The organism is Nocardioides sp. Root151 (assembly GCF_001427925.1).
Taxonomy (GTDB): domain Bacteria; phylum Actinomycetota; class Actinomycetes; order Propionibacteriales; family Nocardioidaceae; genus Nocardioides.
On sequence record NZ_LMGG01000007.1, the window covers coordinates 684,762 to 701,667 of the forward strand.

16 protein-coding genes are annotated in these 16,906 nt (G+C 70.6%); 12 read left to right on the plus strand and 4 right to left on the minus strand.

Annotated features, from left to right (window positions below; all coding sequences use genetic code 11):
- Nucleotides 1–14: 14 nt before the first annotated feature.
- Together ASD66_RS20760 and ASD66_RS20765 are read left to right on the plus strand one after the other, a co-directional pair.
- A complete protein-coding gene (locus ASD66_RS20760; protein WP_056892097.1) occupies nucleotides 15–281 on the plus strand; it encodes a hypothetical protein in 267 nt (88 codons plus the stop codon).
- Entirely contained in the window at nucleotides 274–909 is a 636-nt protein-coding gene (locus ASD66_RS20765) for a YigZ family protein (protein ID WP_056892098.1), read from the plus strand. Before ASD66_RS20760 ends, ASD66_RS20765 begins: the two co-directional genes overlap by 8 nt.
- Nucleotides 910–1,076: 167 nt before the next feature.
- Here ASD66_RS20765 and ASD66_RS20770 read toward each other — a convergent pair whose 3' ends face one another.
- Entirely contained in the window at nucleotides 1,077–1,469 is a 393-nt protein-coding gene (locus ASD66_RS20770; protein WP_056892099.1) for a YchJ family protein, read from the minus strand.
- A gap of 17 nt (nucleotides 1,470–1,486) precedes the next feature.
- On the opposite strand from ASD66_RS20770, the gene ASD66_RS20775 reads away from it, so the two are divergent.
- Nucleotides 1,487–2,251, plus strand: coding sequence for a VOC family protein (locus ASD66_RS20775; protein WP_056892100.1), 765 nt, complete (start codon nucleotides 1,487–1,489; stop codon nucleotides 2,249–2,251).
- A 69-nt stretch (nucleotides 2,252–2,320) separates the two neighbouring features.
- Nucleotides 2,321–2,854: a DinB family protein gene (locus ASD66_RS20780; protein WP_056678883.1), complete on the plus strand. Its 534-nt coding sequence runs from the start codon at nucleotides 2,321–2,323 to the stop codon at nucleotides 2,852–2,854.
- A 17-nt stretch (nucleotides 2,855–2,871) separates the two neighbouring features.
- Here the strand turns inward: ASD66_RS20780 and ASD66_RS20785 are convergent, their stop codons facing one another.
- Entirely contained in the window at nucleotides 2,872–3,255 is a 384-nt protein-coding gene (locus ASD66_RS20785) for a VOC family protein (RefSeq protein ID WP_056892101.1), read from the minus strand.
- 89 nt (nucleotides 3,256–3,344) lie between these two features.
- Here ASD66_RS20785 and ASD66_RS20790 point away from each other — a divergent pair, with 89 nt between their 5' ends.
- The 3 genes from ASD66_RS20790 to ASD66_RS20800 all read left to right on the plus strand — a co-directional run bounded on the left by ASD66_RS20790 (nucleotide 3,345) and on the right by ASD66_RS20800 (nucleotide 5,346).
- Nucleotides 3,345–3,830: a GNAT family N-acetyltransferase gene (locus ASD66_RS20790; RefSeq protein WP_056892352.1), complete on the plus strand. Its 486-nt coding sequence runs from the start codon at nucleotides 3,345–3,347 to the stop codon at nucleotides 3,828–3,830.
- A 227-nt stretch (nucleotides 3,831–4,057) separates the two neighbouring features.
- Nucleotides 4,058–4,909 (plus strand): bifunctional methylenetetrahydrofolate dehydrogenase/methenyltetrahydrofolate cyclohydrolase, encoded by an 852-nt coding sequence (locus tag ASD66_RS20795; RefSeq protein ID WP_056679502.1) that lies wholly within the window; start codon nucleotides 4,058–4,060, stop codon nucleotides 4,907–4,909.
- A gap of 2 nt (nucleotides 4,910–4,911) precedes the next feature.
- Nucleotides 4,912–5,346 (plus strand): DUF3017 domain-containing protein, encoded by a 435-nt coding sequence (locus ASD66_RS20800; RefSeq protein ID WP_056892102.1) that lies wholly within the window; start codon nucleotides 4,912–4,914, stop codon nucleotides 5,344–5,346.
- A gap of 98 nt (nucleotides 5,347–5,444) precedes the next feature.
- Here ASD66_RS20800 and ASD66_RS20805 read toward each other — a convergent pair whose 3' ends face one another.
- Complete coding sequence (locus tag ASD66_RS20805; protein WP_056892103.1) at nucleotides 5,445–6,425, minus strand: malate dehydrogenase; 981 nt, start codon at nucleotides 6,423–6,425, stop codon at nucleotides 5,445–5,447.
- 98 nt (nucleotides 6,426–6,523) lie between these two features.
- Between ASD66_RS20805 and ASD66_RS20810 the strand changes: the two genes are divergently transcribed.
- On the plus strand, nucleotides 6,524–7,237 hold the full coding sequence (locus tag ASD66_RS20810) for a hypothetical protein (protein ID WP_156388829.1): 714 nt from the start codon (nucleotides 6,524–6,526) through the stop codon (nucleotides 7,235–7,237).
- Nucleotides 7,238–7,334: 97 nt separating this feature from the next.
- On the opposite strand, the gene ASD66_RS20815 is transcribed toward ASD66_RS20810, so the two are convergent.
- Nucleotides 7,335–8,528, minus strand: coding sequence for an MIP family channel protein (locus ASD66_RS20815; protein WP_082563615.1), 1,194 nt, complete (start codon nucleotides 8,526–8,528; stop codon nucleotides 7,335–7,337).
- A gap of 189 nt (nucleotides 8,529–8,717) precedes the next feature.
- On the opposite strand from ASD66_RS20815, the gene ASD66_RS20820 reads away from it, so the two are divergent.
- From ASD66_RS20820 to ASD66_RS20835, 4 genes are all read left to right on the plus strand, one after another.
- Nucleotides 8,718–10,934: an NADP-dependent isocitrate dehydrogenase gene (locus ASD66_RS20820; protein WP_056892105.1), complete on the plus strand. Its 2,217-nt coding sequence runs from the start codon at nucleotides 8,718–8,720 to the stop codon at nucleotides 10,932–10,934.
- Nucleotides 10,935–11,105: 171 nt separating this feature from the next.
- On the plus strand, nucleotides 11,106–11,846 hold the full coding sequence (locus ASD66_RS20825; protein ID WP_056892106.1) for a D-Ala-D-Ala carboxypeptidase family metallohydrolase: 741 nt from the start codon (nucleotides 11,106–11,108) through the stop codon (nucleotides 11,844–11,846).
- A gap of 122 nt (nucleotides 11,847–11,968) precedes the next feature.
- Nucleotides 11,969–15,541 (plus strand): ATP-binding cassette domain-containing protein, encoded by a 3,573-nt coding sequence (locus ASD66_RS20830; protein WP_056892107.1) that lies wholly within the window; start codon nucleotides 11,969–11,971, stop codon nucleotides 15,539–15,541.
- Nucleotides 15,542–15,662: 121 nt separating this feature from the next.
- Complete coding sequence (locus ASD66_RS20835; RefSeq protein WP_200950137.1) at nucleotides 15,663–16,904, plus strand: MFS transporter; 1,242 nt, start codon at nucleotides 15,663–15,665, stop codon at nucleotides 16,902–16,904.
- Nucleotides 16,905–16,906: the final 2 nt, after the last annotated feature.

Sequence of the window (16,906 nt, forward strand, 5' to 3'; positions counted from 1 at the left end):
CCTACGATGCCGACATGACCAACGGGGACGAGATCGCCAAGCGACTGGCCGACGCCGAACAGGCCCGCAGTGAGAGGCGCACGCTGCGCTTCGACGTCTGGTTCGACAACTTCTTCAGCGACCTCGCGGTGCGCGACCGGATCGTCGACTCCACCGCCCGGGTGCGTGGCGCCCTTGCCGCGGTCGCGGGAGTCGGCCAGGAGATCGAGCGCCGGCGTGCCGCCGTGGCCCAGGGACTCGCACAGTGCGCCACCGAACGCGAGAGCCAGCTGGGTGCCTGACTCCTACCTCACCGTGGCCCGCGACGGGTCGGCCGAGATCGAGGTCAAGCGGTCGCGGTTCCTCTGCACGGTCGAGCGGGTGACCGACGAGTCCGCCGCGCGTGCCGTGGTCGACCGGCTGCGCAAGGAACACTGGGACGCCCGGCACCACTGCTCGGCGTTCGTCCTCGGGCCGGCCGCCGACGTGCAGCGCTCCTCCGACGACGGGGAGCCGGCCGGTACGGCAGGCGCCCCGATGCTCGACGTGCTCCGCGGGCGCGAGGTCTCCGACGTCGTGGTCGTGGTGACTCGCTGGTTCGGCGGCGTCCTGCTCGGCGCCGGCGGCCTGGTCCGGGCGTACGGCGACGCGGTGCGCGCCGGCCTCGACTCGGTCGGCACGTTGCAGCGCGCGTTGGTCGTGGAGCACTCGCTGGTCGTCGAGCACGCTGCCGCCGGTCGACTCGAGACCGAGCTGCGGGCCCGTGGGATCACGGTGCTCGACGTCGCGTACGGCGCTTCGGTGACGCTGCTGCTCGGCGTACCTGCCGGCTCATCGGACGCGTTCGTCCCGCTGGTCGCCGAGCTGACCGGTGGAGCCTCGGAGCCCGTCGAGGTCGGCTCGCGCTGGGTCGATTCGTTGGTCGAGTAGTCAGCGCGGGCGAGTTTTCTCGGTGGTCGAGTAGTGAGCGCCAGCGAGTCTTCTTGGTGGTCGAGTAGTGAGCGCCAGCGAGCGTATCGAGACCTGGGTGGGGGTGGTCTCGATACACCGCCTCGTTCCTCGGCGGCACTCGACCACCGAGGGGGGACGCTCGCTCGTCAACCGGCGAGGGGGGCGGCGGTGAGGTAGAACCAACGACCTGCGCGGCGCTCGAACGTGCTGCGTTCGTGGAGCACGTCGACCCCTGAGGGCGTGGTGAAGTGCGCCCGGAACTCGACCATGCCCGAGTCGTCGTCGGGGCCACCGGCGACCACGTCGACCATCTCGAGGCCGGTCCACGTGGTGCCGGGCTGCGGCTTCGGGTCGGCCGGCCTGGTCCGCGGATGCCAGGTGCGAAAGACGTAGTCGAGGTCGTCGACGGCGTACGCCGCGTAGCGCGAGCGCATCAACTCCTCGGCGGTCGAGGCCTGCTCCGCACCGCGGTGGAAACGCCCGCAGCACGCGTCGTACAACGCACCGGAGCCGCAGGGGCACGCATCGACAGCGAACATGCTCGTACGGTAGCGGCATGGACTCACCGTTGTGGATCTCAGCGTTCCTCGACCTGCCGGGGTCGTCCTTCGAACGAGGCGTGATGTTCTGGAGCGAGGTGGCCGGCTGCCGCGTCTCCGCCCCGCGTGGCGCGCGCCGCGAGTTCGCCACGCTGGTGCCGCCGACCGGCGAGCCGTACCTCAAGGTGCAGCGGCTCGACGAGGGTGCGCACGGGCTGCACCTCGACCTCCACGTCGGCGACCCGGAGGCGGCCGCGGCAGAGGCGGTGTCCCTCGGTGCGACCGTGGTGGCGGACCGGATCCTGCCCGAGGGCTACCTGGTGCTGAGCTCGCCGGGTGGCTTCGTCTTCTGCTTCGTGGAGCACGGAACTCACGACGGGTCGACCAGAACTCACGACGGGTCGACCAGAACTCACGACAGGTCGAGCGCGGTCGACCAGGTCTGCCTCGACATTCCGTCGGCGGGCCATGACCAGGAGTGTGCGTTCTGGGCGGCAGTCACCGGATGGGCCCACGTGCCGTCGCCGGGACATGACGAGTTCACCGCGCTCGAGCGCCCACCGGGGACGCCGCTGCGGCTGCTGCTCCAACGGCTGGGCGAGAGCTCCGGTCCGGTGCGGGCCCACTTCGACCTGGCCGCCGAGGACCGGGCAGCGGAGGTACGCCGCCACGCGCAGCTCGGCGGCCAGTTGGTGCGGGAGGAGTCGGAGTGGACCGTGATGCGCGACCCCGCCGGGTCGGCGTACTGCATCACTGATCGCCGACCGGATCTCGGTGGGTGAGGAACCAGCCGGACCATCCCGCCGAAAAGCGCTGTCCCGGCCCGAACCCGCGACGCTACGGTGAGCCGCATGACAGCCACTGAACGTCTGGATCCGCCCCTGGCCGCCGACGAAGCCACCATGGTGCGCGCCTACCTCGACTACCACCGCGACACCCTGCGTGCGAAGACTGCCGGCCTGAACAGCGAACAGCTCAACCAGACGCTGGCGCCGTCGACGATGACGCTCGGCGGCATGCTCAAGCACCTCGCGCTGTGCGAGGACAGCTGGTTCTCCGGGCGACTGCTCGGAAACGAGGACGCCGACTACTGGCAGGGCGTCGACTGGGAGGCCGACGTGGACTGGGACTGGCACAGTGCCGTCGACGACACCCCCGAGCAGATCCGCACGCTCTTCGACGACGCGATCGCCGCCTCGAACGCGATCCTCGACCGGGTGATCCCCGAGCACGGTCTCGACCTGCTGTCGGTGCGCCTCGACCGGAGGACCGGCGAGAAGTTCAGCCTGCGTTGGATCCTGCTGCACATGGTCGAGGAGTACGCACGACACAACGGCCACGCCGACCTGCTCCGGGAGTCGATCGACGGAGCCACCGGCGAGTGAGGACGGCGGTCAGCGGCTCAGGTCGACTCGTGGATGCACAGCACGTTGCCGTCCGGGTCCTTGAACCAGGCGGCCTTCTCGGCTCCCATCACGCAGATGTGGTCGACGGTCTTCAGGTCGGGCAGGTCGTAGTCCTCGAAGACCACGCCGCGCTCGGCGAGCCCGGTGACCTCCGACTCGATCCCGTGGACCTCCCAACTCATCGCGGTGCTCTCCGACTGCGTTCCGGCCGGACGCGGCAGCAGCACCAGCTCGGATCCGCCGCTGAGCGTGAACCGCGGTGCGCCCTCCGAGGTCATCCCGTCGTAGGGCAGCCCGAGGGTCTCTCCGTAGAACTTCTGCGCACGGTCGGGGTCCGTGATGGGCAGCATCACGGCGACAGCGCTCTTTGCCAGGGCCATGGGGCACCTCCTCCTGATGTCCCCATGATTCCGCGGCCGACGAGACGGCACATCCCCAATCCGGGTTGGCCCCGGGCACGGAGCCGACGATGATCCGCCCCGCAACCGTCGACGACTGGCCGCAGATCTGGCCGGTCTTCGACGAGATTGTCCGGGCCGGCGAGACCTACGCCTACCCGACCGACCTCACCTCCGAGCAGGCTCAGGCGCTCTGGCTCGAACCGGAGCCCGGCCACACCGTCGTGCTCGAGGAGTCCGGCACGATCCTCGGCACCGCGAAGATGGGCCCCAACCGGCCGTCGTACGGAGCCCACATCGGCACCGCCAGCTTCATGGTCTCGCCGCGGGCCCGCGGCAAGGGCGTCGGGCGCCGGCTGGGGGAGTACGTCGTGCAGTGGCACCGCGACCACGGCTTCCGAGGCATCCAGTTCAACGCGGTGGTCGAGACCAACACCGCGGCGGTCGGGCTGTGGCAGGCGCTCGGCTTCGAGATCGTCGGCACCGTGCCGGGAGCCTTCCGCTCGAAGGCGCACGGCTACGTCGGCCTGCACGTGATGTTCCTCGACCTGGCGTGATCCGACCCATGCTCGCCGGGCCATGCCCGCCGTCCTGGACGCGGGACAACCCAACGGCTGCTCGGTCTGGCGGGTCGATTGGCCTCATCTACCAAGAGCAGAAGGAGCCGATCGGCCCGGCAGACCTAGTGCCCGGACGACTTGTCCGTGGCGCCCGGCGCGGGGCAGATCGACAGGCGGCTCGACCCGTGACCGCGGGTGCGGGGCCGTTCCCTAGGATGGGCGGCGTGACTGCACAGAAGCTCGACGGGACGGCCACTGCTGCGGCGATCAAGGACGAACTGCGTTCCAGGGTCGCCGCGCTCAAGGAACGGGGCATCACCCCCGGGCTCGGCACGGTGCTGGTCGGTGACGACCCCGGCAGCCGGTGGTACGTCAACGGCAAGCACAAGGACTGCGCCGAGGTCGGCATCGAGTCGATCCGCGTCGACCTTCCCGAGGTGGCCACCCAGGCCGAGATCGAGGACGCCGTCCGCACGCTCAACGAGGACCCCGCCTGCACCGGCTACATCGTGCAGCTGCCGCTGCCCCGCGGCCGCGACGAGAACCGGGTGCTCGGCCTGATCGACCCCGCGAAGGACGCCGACGGCCTGCACCCGACCAACCTGGGCTGGCTGGTGCTCGGCAACGAGGCGCCGCTGCCCTGCACGCCGCACGGCATCGTCGAGCTGCTGCGTCGCCACGACGTGCCGATCGCCGGCGCCGACGTGGTCGTGGTCGGCCGAGGTGTCACCGTCGGTCGTCCACTCGGCCTGCTGCTGACCCGCCGCTCCGAGAACGCCACGGTCACGCTGTGCCACACCGGCACCGTCGACCTGGCCGCCCACGTGCGCAATGCCGACATCGTGGTGGCCGCCGCCGGCGTGCCCGGCATCATCAGCAAGGACATGGTCAAGCCCGGTGCCGCCGTGCTCGACGTGGGGGTCTCGCGGGTCGACGGCAAGATCGCCGGCGACGTGGCCGACGACGTCTGGGACGTCGCCGGATGGGTCTCGCCGAACCCCGGCGGTGTCGGCCCGATGACCCGCGCGATGCTGCTGGCCAACGTGGTCTCGATCGCCGAGAGCACGCTGGCCTGATCGTGGCCGAGCAGCCCGAGGACGTGTCGCCACAGGAAGACCCGGCGGGCCAGCCGGCGGCGGAGCCGGCTGGACCGGTGGCGGATCCGGCGGCTGACCCGGTGGCTGACCCGGTGGCGGAACCTGTCGCCGAACCCCCGGCGCCGCGCGCGGTCACCGAGATCAAGAAGCCGTCGACGATCGGCGGCATCATCTACCTCGTGGCGCTGGCCGGTGCCCTGATCGGCGTCGTCGTGGCCGCGACGGGGTCGTGGCGCTCCGGGGTCAGCTGGCTGGCCCTGTCACTGCTCGTCGCCGCCGGTGCCCGTCTGGCGCTGAACGACGACGACGCCGGCATGCTGCGGGTGCGCCGCAAGGGACTGGACGCCACGATCCTGGTGGTGATGGCGGTGTCCCTGCTGGTGCTGGTCGCCTCGATCCCCGACCAGCCCGGCTGAACCGCAGCCCGGCTGAAATGCAGCCCGACTGAAATGCAGGAAGCCGGCACGAGTTGTCTCCAACTCGTGCCGGCTTCGTGCGTGATGCGGGTGCTGCCTCAGATCAGGCCGAGCTCGGTCACCGCGGCGCGCTCTTCGGCGAGCTCGGCGACGGTGGCGTCGATGCGGGTCTGCGAGAACTCGTTGACCTCGAGGCCCTGGACGATCTCCCAGTTGCCGTCCTTGGTGGTGACGGGGAACGAGGAGATGAGGCCCTCGGGCACGCCGTAGGAGCCGTCGGAGCGCACGGCCATCGAGACCCAGTCGCCCTCGGGGGAGCCGTTCAGCCAGTCGCGGGCGGCGTCGCAGGTCGCCGAGGCTGCCGAGGCGGCCGAGGAGGCGCCACGGGCGTCGATGATCGCGGCGCCACGCTTGGCGACGGTCGGGATGAACGTGTCGGCCAGCCAGGTCTGGTCGTTGACGACCTCGGCGGCGTTCTTCCCACCGACCTCCGCGTGGAAGATGTCGGGGTACTGGGTGGCCGAGTGGTTGCCCCAGATCGTCATCTTCTTGATGTCGTTGACCGACGCACCGGTCTTCGCGGCGAGCTGCGAGATCGCGCGGTTGTGGTCGAGACGGGTCAGCGCCGAGAACCGCTCCTGCGGGATGTCGGGCGCGTTGGTCATCGCGATCAGCGCGTTGGTGTTGGCCGGGTTGCCGGTCACACCGATGCGTACGTCGTCCGCGGCGACCTCGTTGAGCGCCTTGCCCTGGCCGGTGAAGATCGCACCGTTGGCGGAGAGCAGGTCGGAACGCTCCATGCCCGGTCCGCGCGGGCGCGCGCCGACGAGCAGGGCGAGGTTGACGCCGTCGAAGATCTTGTTGGGGTCGTCGCCGATCTCGACGCCGGCAAGGTTCGGGAAGGCGCAGTCGTCGAGCTCCATGACGACACCCTCGAGTGCCTTGAGCGCGGGCGTGATCTCGAGCAGTCGCAGCTCGATGGGCCGGTCGCCCAAGGCGCCACTGGCGAGACGGAAGAGCAGGCTGTAGCCGATCTGGCCGGCTGCGCCGGTCACGGCCACCTTGAGCGGTGTGCTCACAGGGGGTCTCCTTCGAAGATGCGGGTGATCGTTCCTGACGCTAGCAGCGGGCGGGAGCCCCCGACCGCCGGGGTCTCACGGATGGGATGCTGTGCGCCATGCGTCTCCTGGTTGCCCGAGTTGTCGGCCCGGTCGTGGCCCCCGGCCTGGCCCTCGCCCTGCTGTGCGGCTGCGGCTCGGCGCCGGAACGGATCGACCCCACCGGCATCGACTCGCTGACCATCCCGACCCCGTCGCCGGACCCGGCCGACTTCACCGTGCGCATCGACAACCGCTGGCTGCCGCTGGCTCCGGGCACCACGTGGACCTACGAGGTCACCGGCAGCGCCCGGGCCAGCACCGCGACCACCACGGTCACCGACCAGACGTCGACGATCGCCGGCGTGCGGACGGTCGTCGTACGGCACGAGACGCTGGGGCGGCGCGGTCGGGTGCTCGAGACGACCGACTCCTACTACGCCCAGGACCGCGACGGGAACGTCTGGATCTTCGGGACGACCGGGCCCGACGGTTGGCGGGCCGGCGAGGACGGCGCCGAGGCCACCCTGGCGATGGCCGACGGGCCTCGTCACGGCGACGGGTACGCCGCCGAGTTCGTCGGGGGAGCGATCACCCGCGCCGCGGAGGTGCGTGCGACGAACGCGACCACCTTCACGCCGTACGGCGAGTTCGACGACGTGGTCGAGGTCGAGGAGACCGGAGTCGAAGAGGGAGCAGAGCCCTACGTGTCGTCGTACGCCGAGGGCGTCGGCCTGGTCGAGGTGGACCGCGCCGGAGCCGAAGGACTCGAGCTGGTGGACGTGCAGCGCTGACTCCGTCCTCGACATGACGAAGGCCCCGACATCGCGGCTGCGATGTCGGGGCCCCTCGTCTGTTCTGTGTCAGCTGACCCGGATCAGATGGGTCTTCTCAGCTGGGGTCGTCGGGCTGGCGGATCTGGGTCCGCGAGCCGTCGTCCTCCGGGGGAGTCCACGGCTCGGGCTCCGGAGCCGGCTGGCCCCACGACTGCTGCTCGGGAGCCTGCGGTGCCTGCGGCGCCTGGGGCGCGGGCCACTGCTGCTCGGGAGCCTGCGGTGCCTGCGGGGCACCCCACTGCTGCTCGGGCGCCTGCTGTCCCCACTGCTGTTCCGGAGCGGGCTGTCCCCACTGCTGCTCGGGTGCGCCCTGACCCCACTGCTGGTCCGGGGCGCCCTGCTGGGGCGGTGCCTGGCCGGCCCACTGCTGCTGGTTGGGGTCCCAGCCCTGCTGCGCGTTCTGGTCCCAGCCGCCCTGCTGGTGCTGGGCGTTCGGGTCCCAGCCGCCGGCGAAACCGGTGGCCTGGGCGTTGCCGCCACCGAAGTTGAGGCCGGAGCCGGCGACCGGCTCGCCGTCGCTGCCGAAGATCAGGGCGTAGGTGAAGCCGGCGATCGCGGCACCGAGGAGCGGGGCGACGATGAAGACCCAGACCTGCACCAGTGAGTCGGTGCCGGCGAAGAGCGCCGGGCCGATCGAACGGGCCGGGTTGACCGACGTGCCGGTCAGCGGGATGAGGGCCAGGTGAATGCCGGTCAGGGCGAGGCCGATGGCGACCGGAGCGGCAGCGGTGCTCGGGTTGCGCTTGTCGGTCGCGGCGAGGATCACGTAGAGGAAGATCGCGGTGCCGATGACCTCGACCAACAGCGCCGACCACAGGGCGATGCCGCTGCCACTCTCGTCGCCGTAGTTGTTCTGACCCATGGCGCCCTCGGCGTCCCAGCCGTCGATGCCCTTGAAGACGATGAACAGTGCGGCGGCCGCGACGATCGCGCCCACGAGCTGGGCGGCGGCGTAGAAGCCGGCCTGGACCCACGAGAGCCGGCCGGCCATGGCGGCACCGACCGAGACGGCGGGGTTGAAGTGGCCACCGGAGATGTGGCCGACGGCGTACGCCATGACGAGGACCGCGAAGCCGAAGGCCAGGGCGACACCGGCGATGCCGACGCCCAGGGTCCCCCCACCCTCCAGATCGGGTGCGAGGGACATCGCGGCGCCGACGCCGACGAAGACGAGGACGAACGTGCCGAGGACCTCGGCGGAGAGCTTCTGGACCAGTGTCGGTTCAGGTGTGGCTGGTGTGTCGGTCATCCGAGAACCCCTTTGTCGCACGACGTTGACCCCTGACGTTTCAGGGCGCACCCAGAACTCTAGACCGATGAGGTGTCGGGTGCGAGGCTGGACGCGACCCCGTGTCAGGTATCTTGATGTCAAGAAACCCACTGACCGCACAGGCACACCCCACCCAGGGGCACAGACCGATCAGGAGTCGCCGCACCCATGGCCAAGATCCTCTACACCTACACCGACGAGGCGCCGATGCTGGCGACCCACTCGTTCCTCCCGATCATCCAGGCGTACGCCTCCACCGCGGGCGTCGACGTCGAGACCCGCGACATCTCGCTGGCCGCCCGGATCCTCGCGCAGTTCACCGACCGCCTCCCCGCCGAGCAGCAGGTCCCCGACACGCTCGGCGAGCTCGGGGCCCTGGCCAAGACGCCCGAGGCCAACATCATCAAGCTGCCCAACGTCAGCGCCTCGATCCCGCAGCTGAAGGCCGCGATCAAGGAGCTCCAGGCGGCCGGCTTCGACCTGCCCGACTACCCGGAGGACTCCGACTCCGACGAGGCGAAGGACATCCGCGCCCGCTACGACAAGGTCAAGGGCTCCGCGGTCAACCCGGTGCTCCGCGAGGGCAACTCCGACCGTCGCGCGCCCGCGTCGGTCAAGGCCTACGCCCGCAAGAACCCCCACTCGATGGGCGCCTGGAGCGCCGACTCGAAGACCAACGTGGCCACCATGGCCGAGGCCGACTTCCGGCACAACGAGAAGTCCGTGATCCTCGAGGCCGACGACGACCTCCGCATCCAGCACGTCGCCGCCGACGGTACGACGACCGTGCTGCGCGAGTCGATCCCGGTGCTCGCCGGTGAGGTCGTCGACGGCACCGTCATGCACGTCGCCAAGCTGCAGGAGTTCCTCAAGGCGCAGATCGCCAGGGCCAAGGCCGACGACGTCCTGTTCTCGGTGCACCTCAAGGCCACGATGATGAAGGTCTCCGACCCGATCGTCTTCGGCCACGTCGTCAAGGCCTTCTTCCCCGATGTCTTCGCGCAGTACGGCGACCAGCTGGCCGAGGCCGGCCTGTCCGCCAACGACGGACTCGGCGGAATCCTGGCCGGCCTCGACAAGCTCGAGAACGGTGCGGAGATCAAGGCCGCGTTCGAGAAGGGCATCGCCGACGGCCCGCGCCTGGCGATGGTCGACTCCGACAAGGGCATCACCAACCTCCACGTGCCCAGCGACGTCATCGTCGACGCCTCCATGCCGGCGATGATCCGCACGTCGGGCCACATGTGGGGTCCCGACGGCAACGAGGCCGACACCCTCGCCGTACTCCCCGACAGCAGCTACGCCGGCATCTACCAGGCCGTGATCGACGACTGCCGGGCCAACGGCGCCTACGACCCGACCACGATGGGCTCGGTGCCCAACGTCGGGCTGATGGCCCAGGCGGCCGAGGAGTACGGCTCGCACGACAAGACCTTCGAGGTCGCCTCCGCCGGCAAGGTGCAGGTGCTGAACAAGGCCGGCGACGTGCTGATCGAGCACGACGTCGAGGCCGGTGACATCTGGCGCGCCTGCCAGACCAAGGACGTGCCGATCCGCGACTGGGTCAAGCTCGCCGTCACCCGGGCCCGTGCCTCGAAGACGCCGGCCGTGTTCTGGCTCGACGAGACCCGTGCCCACGACCGCAACCTGATCTCGCTGGTCGAGAAGTACCTCAAGGACCACGACACCAAGGGCCTCGACCTCCGCATCCTCGCGCCGATCGAGGCCACCGCGTTCTCCATCGAGCGGATCCGCAAGGGCGAGGACACCATCTCGGTGACCGGCAACGTGCTGCGTGACTACAACACCGACCTCTTCCCGATCCTCGAGCTCGGCACGTCGGCGAAGATGCTGTCCGTCGTCCCCCTGATCAACGGTGGTGGGCTCTTCGAGACCGGCGCCGGCGGCTCGGCGCCCAAGCACGTGCAGCAGCTGGTCAAGGAGAACTACCTGCGCTGGGACAGCCTCGGCGAGTTCCTGGCGCTGGCGGTCAGCTTCGAGCACTTCGCGCAGGTCAACGACAACGCCCGTGCGCAGATCCTGGCCGACACCCTGGACCGCGCCACCGGCACGTTCCTGCTGGAGAACAAGTCGCCGTCGCGCAAGGTCGGCTCGATCGACAACCGAGGCTCGCACTTCTACCTCGCGCTGTTCTGGGCCGAGGAGCTGGCCAAGCAGACCGAGGACGCCGAGCTCGCGGCGGCGTTCGCGGAGCTGGCCGGCAACCTGCGCAGCAACGAGGAGGCGATCAACTCCGAGCTGATCGGCGTCCAGGGCTCGCCCGCGGACATCGGTGGCTACTACAAGGTCGACGAGGCCAAGACGGACGCCGTGATGCGTCCCTCGGCCACGCTCAACGACCTGATCGGCTCGCTCAGCGTCTGATCACCACGCGCCACCAACGGTGTGGATCGCAGTCACCCAGTGACTGTGATCCACACCGTTCTCGTTCTCCGCCCCGGAACTGTTCACCCCCGCGCTCTTCACAAGTGGCCCGGAGCACGATGAACTGTCGGCCACGGGCCTTCGGGCCGTTCTCGGGAACAGGAGTGAACCATGCCGATCCGCATGTCCAGCCTCGTCGCCGCCCTGGTGCTGGCCCTCTCCAGCCTCGTCCTCCTCGGCTCCGCACCGGCCAGTGCTGACGCCTGCTACACGTGGAGCCGCACGCTGCGCTCAGGCACCACCGGGTCCGACGTCGCCAAGCTCCAGGAGCGCGTCGCCGGATGGGCCGGCTACGGCGTCAACATGGCCATCGACGGCAGCTACGGCCCGCAGACCACCCAGGCAGTGAGGAACTTCCAGGCCGCCTACGGACTGAGCCCCGACGGTGTCGCCGGCCCGGCCACCCAGTCGAAGATCTATGCGCTGCAGGACGCCGACTGCTCCCCGCTCCACTTCGCGTGGAGCGAGGTCGACGGGGGCTGCGGGGCCGGCGGCTACAGCGGTGGCTCGGTGAGTGCGACGACGGTCAAGACCAACCTGTTGCGGTCGATGTGGCGCGCCGAGGCACTCCGCCACCGTATGGGCGACAACCCGATCCGCGTCACGTCAGGTTTCCGCTCCCAGGCCTGTGACCGCCAGGTCGGCGGTTCGGGCACCGGTCAGCACACCTATGGTCGCGCCCTCGACCTGGTGCCAGAGAACGGCAACTCGACGTTCTGCCGGATCGCCCAGAATGCGCGCTACATCGGCTACGGCACGATCTTCGGTCCGGGCTATCCGGACCACAACGACCACGTGCACGTGGACATCCGGTCCGGTCGCACGTGGAGCGCGCCGAACTGCGGCATCTGACTGCGGCATCTGACTGCGGCATCTGACCCGACGGGTGGCTCCGCCGGTGGACCTGGCGGACGCCGTACCTGTGCCGAAAACCAGATGAGTCTGTCGGTGCGGAGACGTAGTCTCGACAGGTCATGACCGAGACCCTCACCACCGCCCCCGACCGGCCGCCCGTCGCCCCGTCGCGACCCGCACCCGTCGACGAGGCGCGGCGGGTCGACTGGCGTCGCATGAAGTCGCCGATCGCCGCCGCGGCACTGGTGTGCGCGGCCATCGCGGCGATCTCCACCACCTTCGGAACGGTCGTCATCGGCCGGCTCGCCGAGCACCCGACGAGCGGCCTGGTGTGGCTGCTGGCGGCGTGCGTGATCGGGGCCTCGATCATCGACACGTTCGGCAAGATCGTGTGGGTCGGGCTCTCCGACCGCGCCGAGGGCCGGCTCCGTGAAGACCTGCTCAGCGCGGCCATGCGCCAGCCGCTGGCCACCCTCTCCGAGCAGGCCGTGGGCGAGATCCTCGACCGGGTCGACGACGACACCCACGAGGTCGGCAACCTCGTGCGCTGGCAGCTGTGGATGTTCGCCCGCACCGTCTTCGGGGTGGTGCCGATGTGGATCGTGGCCGGTGTGACCTGGTGGCCTTCGTGGCTGCTGTTCCCGGCACTCGGGGTGGTCACCTGGTTCGCGATCAAGCCACTGTTGGGCGAGATCTCCCGTCGCAAGGTGATCGAGGAGATGGCGTGGACCGACCACGCCGCCGCACTCGAGGAGGGCATCGCCGGGCGCGACGACCTGCGCACCAGCCTCGGCCAGGCCCACGTCATCGCACGCGTCGCCAAGCTCTCCTCCGCCGTGCACACGAAGTTCCGGGCGGTGCTCGACATCGAGCGCCGGCTGGCCCTGCGCGCCGGCCTGTTGCTGCACGCCCTCCTCGCCGGCATCGGCGTCGCGGGCATCGCCCTGGCCGGCAACGGCGACCTCTCCGTCGCCAAGCTGGTCACCCTCTTCCTGGTCACGTCGACCTTCGTCGGCCAGATCGCGATGCTGGCCAACCACCTGCCCGACCTCCAGGCCGGCCTCGGTGCCGTCATCCGGCTGCGCCAGATGCTGGCCTCCGAGCCCGAGCCCGAAGGTGGCCGGCCGCTCCCGTCCGCCGACCGGCTCGAGCTCGAGATCCGCGGGCTCACCTTCGCGTACGACGAGGGCACCTTCGCCCTGCGCGACATCAACCTGTTCCTCCCGGCCGGCGACACGATCGCGCTGGTCGGCCGCACCGGTTCGGGCAAGTCGACGCTGGCCTCGTTGATCTCGCGTGCGGTCGAGCCGCCGCGCGGTGCGGTGCTGCTCGGCGGCGTCGACGTTCTCGACCTCGACCTCCAGCAGCTGCGCTCCGCGGTCGGCGTGGTCACCCAGCGCACCGAGATCCTGGCCGGCACCCTCGCCGAGAACATCACGCTCTTCGGCGACACCTCCCGTGACGAGATCGAGCGCGCGGTCGCCGAGCTCGGCCTCGACGACTGGGTCGCGGGCCTCCCCGCTGGCCTCGACACCCTGCTCGGCCCGGGCGGCACCTCGCTGTCGGCGGGGGAGGAGCAGTTGGTCGCCTTCGCCCGGTTGTTGATCCGCAACGTGCGCGTCGTCGTACTCGACGAGGCGACCGCCCGCATGGACCCCCTCACCGAGCACCGCGTCGTCGCCGCCGCCGACCGGCTGCTGCGCGGGCGCACCGGCGTGCTGATCGCGCACCGGCTCAGCACCATCGAGCGGGCACCCCACGTGGCGGTGCTCGACCACGGCCGCGTCGTGCAGGACGGGCTCCGCGCCACCCTGGCCCTCGAGCCCGGGGCGTTCCGCGACCTGCTGCACGACAGCCGCATCCAGCACCTGGTCGACCACGAGGACGACGACGCCCCCGCGCCGGTCGAGCACTCCACCCTCGACCATGCGGCCCAGAGCGCCGCCGAGGCCGCCGCGGTCGGTGGCCGACGCCGCACCGGTACGCCGCCCCCGGTGCGCGAGGTCGGCAACGGACCGTCGCTGGCCAAGGGCATCTTCCACGCGCTGCTGGTGCGCCCGTCCTGGGGCATCGCCGGGGCCGTGCTGTTCCTGATGGTGTCGGTGATCGGCGCCCAGGGAGCCGTGACCGGCCTGGTCTGGGGCCACATCGTCGAGGACCTCCAGGACGGCGACACCCCCGGGCTGCTCAGCGTGGCGCTGGTCGCCTGCCTGCTGGCGATGCCGTTCATGCTGGCCGACGCGTTCTGGCGCTACCCGCGCTGGTGGATCGAGGTCATGCTGCGCACCCGCATGTCGGTGCTGCACGGCCAGACCGCCCAGGAGCGCCTCGTGCGTACGCCTCCCGGTGAGGTGGTCGCGCGTTCCATGGACGCCGACCGCTACGCCCGCTACGCCGACCGCTGGGTCGACTTCATCAACGGCATGCTGATCGCCGCCTTCACCGCGTTGCTGGCCGGCACGTGGGTGGCCGGTGCCGTGCTGCTCGCGGTGATGGTCACCTCGGCCCTGGCCTCCTCGATCGGCCGGCCGATCGCCGGACGCTCCGCGGCGGAGGCGTCCGCGGCCCGCGCCAGGTTCGGCCGTGCGCTGGTCTCGGCGCTCGAGTCCGCCCGCACCGTCAAGCTCGCCGCAGCGACCCCGTCGGTGCACCGCCACCTGCGCGACGTCGACGCCGGACGCGTCAACGCCGCGGTGAAGGAGCACCGGGTCCAGGCGTTCCTCGACGGCGTGCCGATCGTGATGGTGCAGTGCGGTGTGGTCACCGCCTGGGCGATCTACTTCGGCGGCGGCTGGGGCCTGGCCACCGCGCTCCTCGTCGCGAACGCCGTGGCCGGCTTCGACTGGTTCGGCCGCGTCGCCGGCATGGTCGTCACCGAGGCCCCGGGCACCCGTGCCTGGCAGGTCGAGACCAGCCGGTTCGCTGGTGGTGTCGACCTGATGGACCTGCCGCCCGGCGTCGACCTCGTCTCCGGTGCCGCACCCGAGCCCGCTCCGTCGAGCCGGGTTCCTCTGCAACAGCTCGAGCTGCGGGGGTTCTCGGCCTTGCACGACGACGGCACGCTCGGTGTCTCCGGGGTCGACCTCACCGTCGAGGCCGGAGAACTGGTGCTGCTGGTCGGTCAGGTCGGCTCGGGCAAGTCGAGCCTGCTCGCCGCATTGGCCGGACTGATCGGGCACCGCGGCGAGATCCTCTGGAACGACCGCGACGTCGACGACCCGGAGAGGTTCCTGCGCCCCGGCCAGGTCTCCCACGTGGCCCAGGTGCCGCGGGTGCTGTCGGGCACCTTCGACGAGAACGTGCGACTCGGCCACCAGCGCGCCTTCGACGCCCCGGTCGGGGTGGCGCGGCTGGGGTCCGACATCGAGGAGGCCGGCGGCAAGGACGCCCTGGTCGGTCACCGAGGTGTCCGGCTCTCCGGCGGACAGGTGCAGCGTCTGGCCCTGGCCCGCGCCCTGGCCACCGACGCCGAGCTGATGCTCGCCGACGACGTCTCCAGCGCGCTCGACGCCAGCACCGAGGTCGAGCTCTGGCAGGCCCTGCGCGACCGCGGGGCCACGGTGATCGGCGCGACCGCCAAGCGTGCCGCGCTCTCGCGTGCCGACCGGGTGGTCGTGCTGGTCGACGGCGAGGTCGCCGCGGTCGGACCGTGGAGCGAGCTCGCTCCACGGTGGGGTCATCTGGCCGGGTGAGCGTGGTTTCGAGACGGTCGCCGGCGCGACCTCCTCAACCAACGGTGTTAGTGGTGGCGTGTGTGTGCCCAGCGACACGGAATAGGCGGTCGGCGTGAGCCGGTTGGAGAATGCGATGAGCATGCCAGCCACAGAGCGCCCCGCCGCCGAACCCCGCACCCCGACCCGGTCCTCCGAGACGTCGACCCACTTCGGGTTGGCCGTGCTCGCCCTGGCCATGGGTGGGTTCGCGATCGGCACCACCGAGTTCGTCACGATGGGCCTGCTGCCGCAGATCGCCGACGGCGTCGACGTCAGCATCCCGACCAGCGGCCACGTCATCTCGGCGTACGCCCTGGGTGTCGTGGTGGGCGCGCCGCTGCTGGCGTTCTTCGGTGCCAGGCTGCCGCGTCGGGCGCTGCTGGTCTCGCTGATGGTTGCCTTCGCGATCGGCAACGGGCTCAGCGCCCTGGCGTCCAACTACGAGCTGCTGACCGCGGCCCGCTTCCTCTCCGGGCTCCCGCACGGCGCCTACTTCGGAGTGGCCTCCCTGGTCGCGGCCCAGCTGGCCGCCCCCGGCCGCAAGGGCCGGGCCGTCGCCCTGGTGATGCTCGGACTGTCGATCGCCAACGTGATCGGGGTGCCCGCGGCCACCTGGATGGGGCAGAACCTCGGCTGGCGCTCGGCGTACGTCGCGGTCTCCGTGCTCGGCGTCGTGACGATCTCGATGATCCTGGCCTCGGTGCCCTCGATCCCGGCCGACCCCGGGGCGAGCGGACGGCGTGAGCTCGCGGCGTTCTCCCGGGTCCAGGTCTGGCTCACCCTGCTGGCCGGTGCGGTCGGCTTCGGCGGCATGTTCGCGGTCTACTCCTACATCTCGCCGACGATCACCGAGGTGGGGGAGCTCCGTGAGTCTGCGGTGCCGATCTTCCTGTTGATGTTCGGCCTGGGCATGACGTTCGGGACCTGGCTGGCCGGCGAGCTCGCCGACTGGTCGGTCTTCGGCTCGCTGCTCGGCTCCGCCCTCGGCATGGGTGTGGTGCTGCTGCTGTTCGCCGCGGTCACGCCGTACGGCTGGTGGGCGCTGCCGTTCGCGTTCGCGATCTCCGCGATCAGCTCGGTGCTGGTGGTCAACCTGCAGCTGCGGCTGATGGAGGTGGCCGGTGACGCGCAGACCCTCGGTGCCGCGATGAACCACGCCTCGCTCAACGTGGCCAACGCGTTGGGCGCCTGGCTCGGCGGTCTGGTCATCGCCGCCGGGTGGGGCTATCGCTCGCCCGCGCTGGTCGGTGTGGCGCTGTCGGTTGCCGGGTTCGTCGTGCTGGTGGTCTCGCTCGTCCTGCACCGCCGCGAGGGTCACGTCGAGGCACTGCCGCAGTCCTGACA

Bases quoted from the DNA above. Each gene is read 5' to 3' on its own strand.
- ASD66_RS20760 (WP_056892097.1), top strand. From the start codon at position 15: ATGACCAACGGGGACGAGATCGCCAAGCGACTGGCCGACGCCGAACAG.
- ASD66_RS20770 (WP_056892099.1), bottom strand. From the start codon at position 1,469: ATGTTCGCTGTCGATGCGTGCCCCTGCGGCTCCGGTGCGTTGTACGAC.
- ASD66_RS20775 (WP_056892100.1), top strand. From the start codon at position 1,487: ATGGACTCACCGTTGTGGATCTCAGCGTTCCTCGACCTGCCGGGGTCG.
- ASD66_RS20780 (WP_056678883.1), top strand. From the start codon at position 2,321: ATGACAGCCACTGAACGTCTGGATCCGCCCCTGGCCGCCGACGAAGCC.
- ASD66_RS20785 (WP_056892101.1), bottom strand. From the start codon at position 3,255: ATGGCCCTGGCAAAGAGCGCTGTCGCCGTGATGCTGCCCATCACGGAC.
- ASD66_RS20790 (WP_056892352.1), top strand. From the start codon at position 3,345: ATGATCCGCCCCGCAACCGTCGACGACTGGCCGCAGATCTGGCCGGTC.
- ASD66_RS20810 (WP_156388829.1), top strand. From the start codon at position 6,524: ATGCGTCTCCTGGTTGCCCGAGTTGTCGGCCCGGTCGTGGCCCCCGGC.
- ASD66_RS20815 (WP_082563615.1), bottom strand. From the start codon at position 8,528: ATGACCGACACACCAGCCACACCTGAACCGACACTGGTCCAGAAGCTC.
- ASD66_RS20820 (WP_056892105.1), top strand. From the start codon at position 8,718: ATGGCCAAGATCCTCTACACCTACACCGACGAGGCGCCGATGCTGGCG.
- ASD66_RS20825 (WP_056892106.1), top strand. From the start codon at position 11,106: ATGCCGATCCGCATGTCCAGCCTCGTCGCCGCCCTGGTGCTGGCCCTC.
- ASD66_RS20830 (WP_056892107.1), top strand. From the start codon at position 11,969: ATGACCGAGACCCTCACCACCGCCCCCGACCGGCCGCCCGTCGCCCCG.
- ASD66_RS20835 (WP_200950137.1), top strand. From the start codon at position 15,663: ATGCCAGCCACAGAGCGCCCCGCCGCCGAACCCCGCACCCCGACCCGG.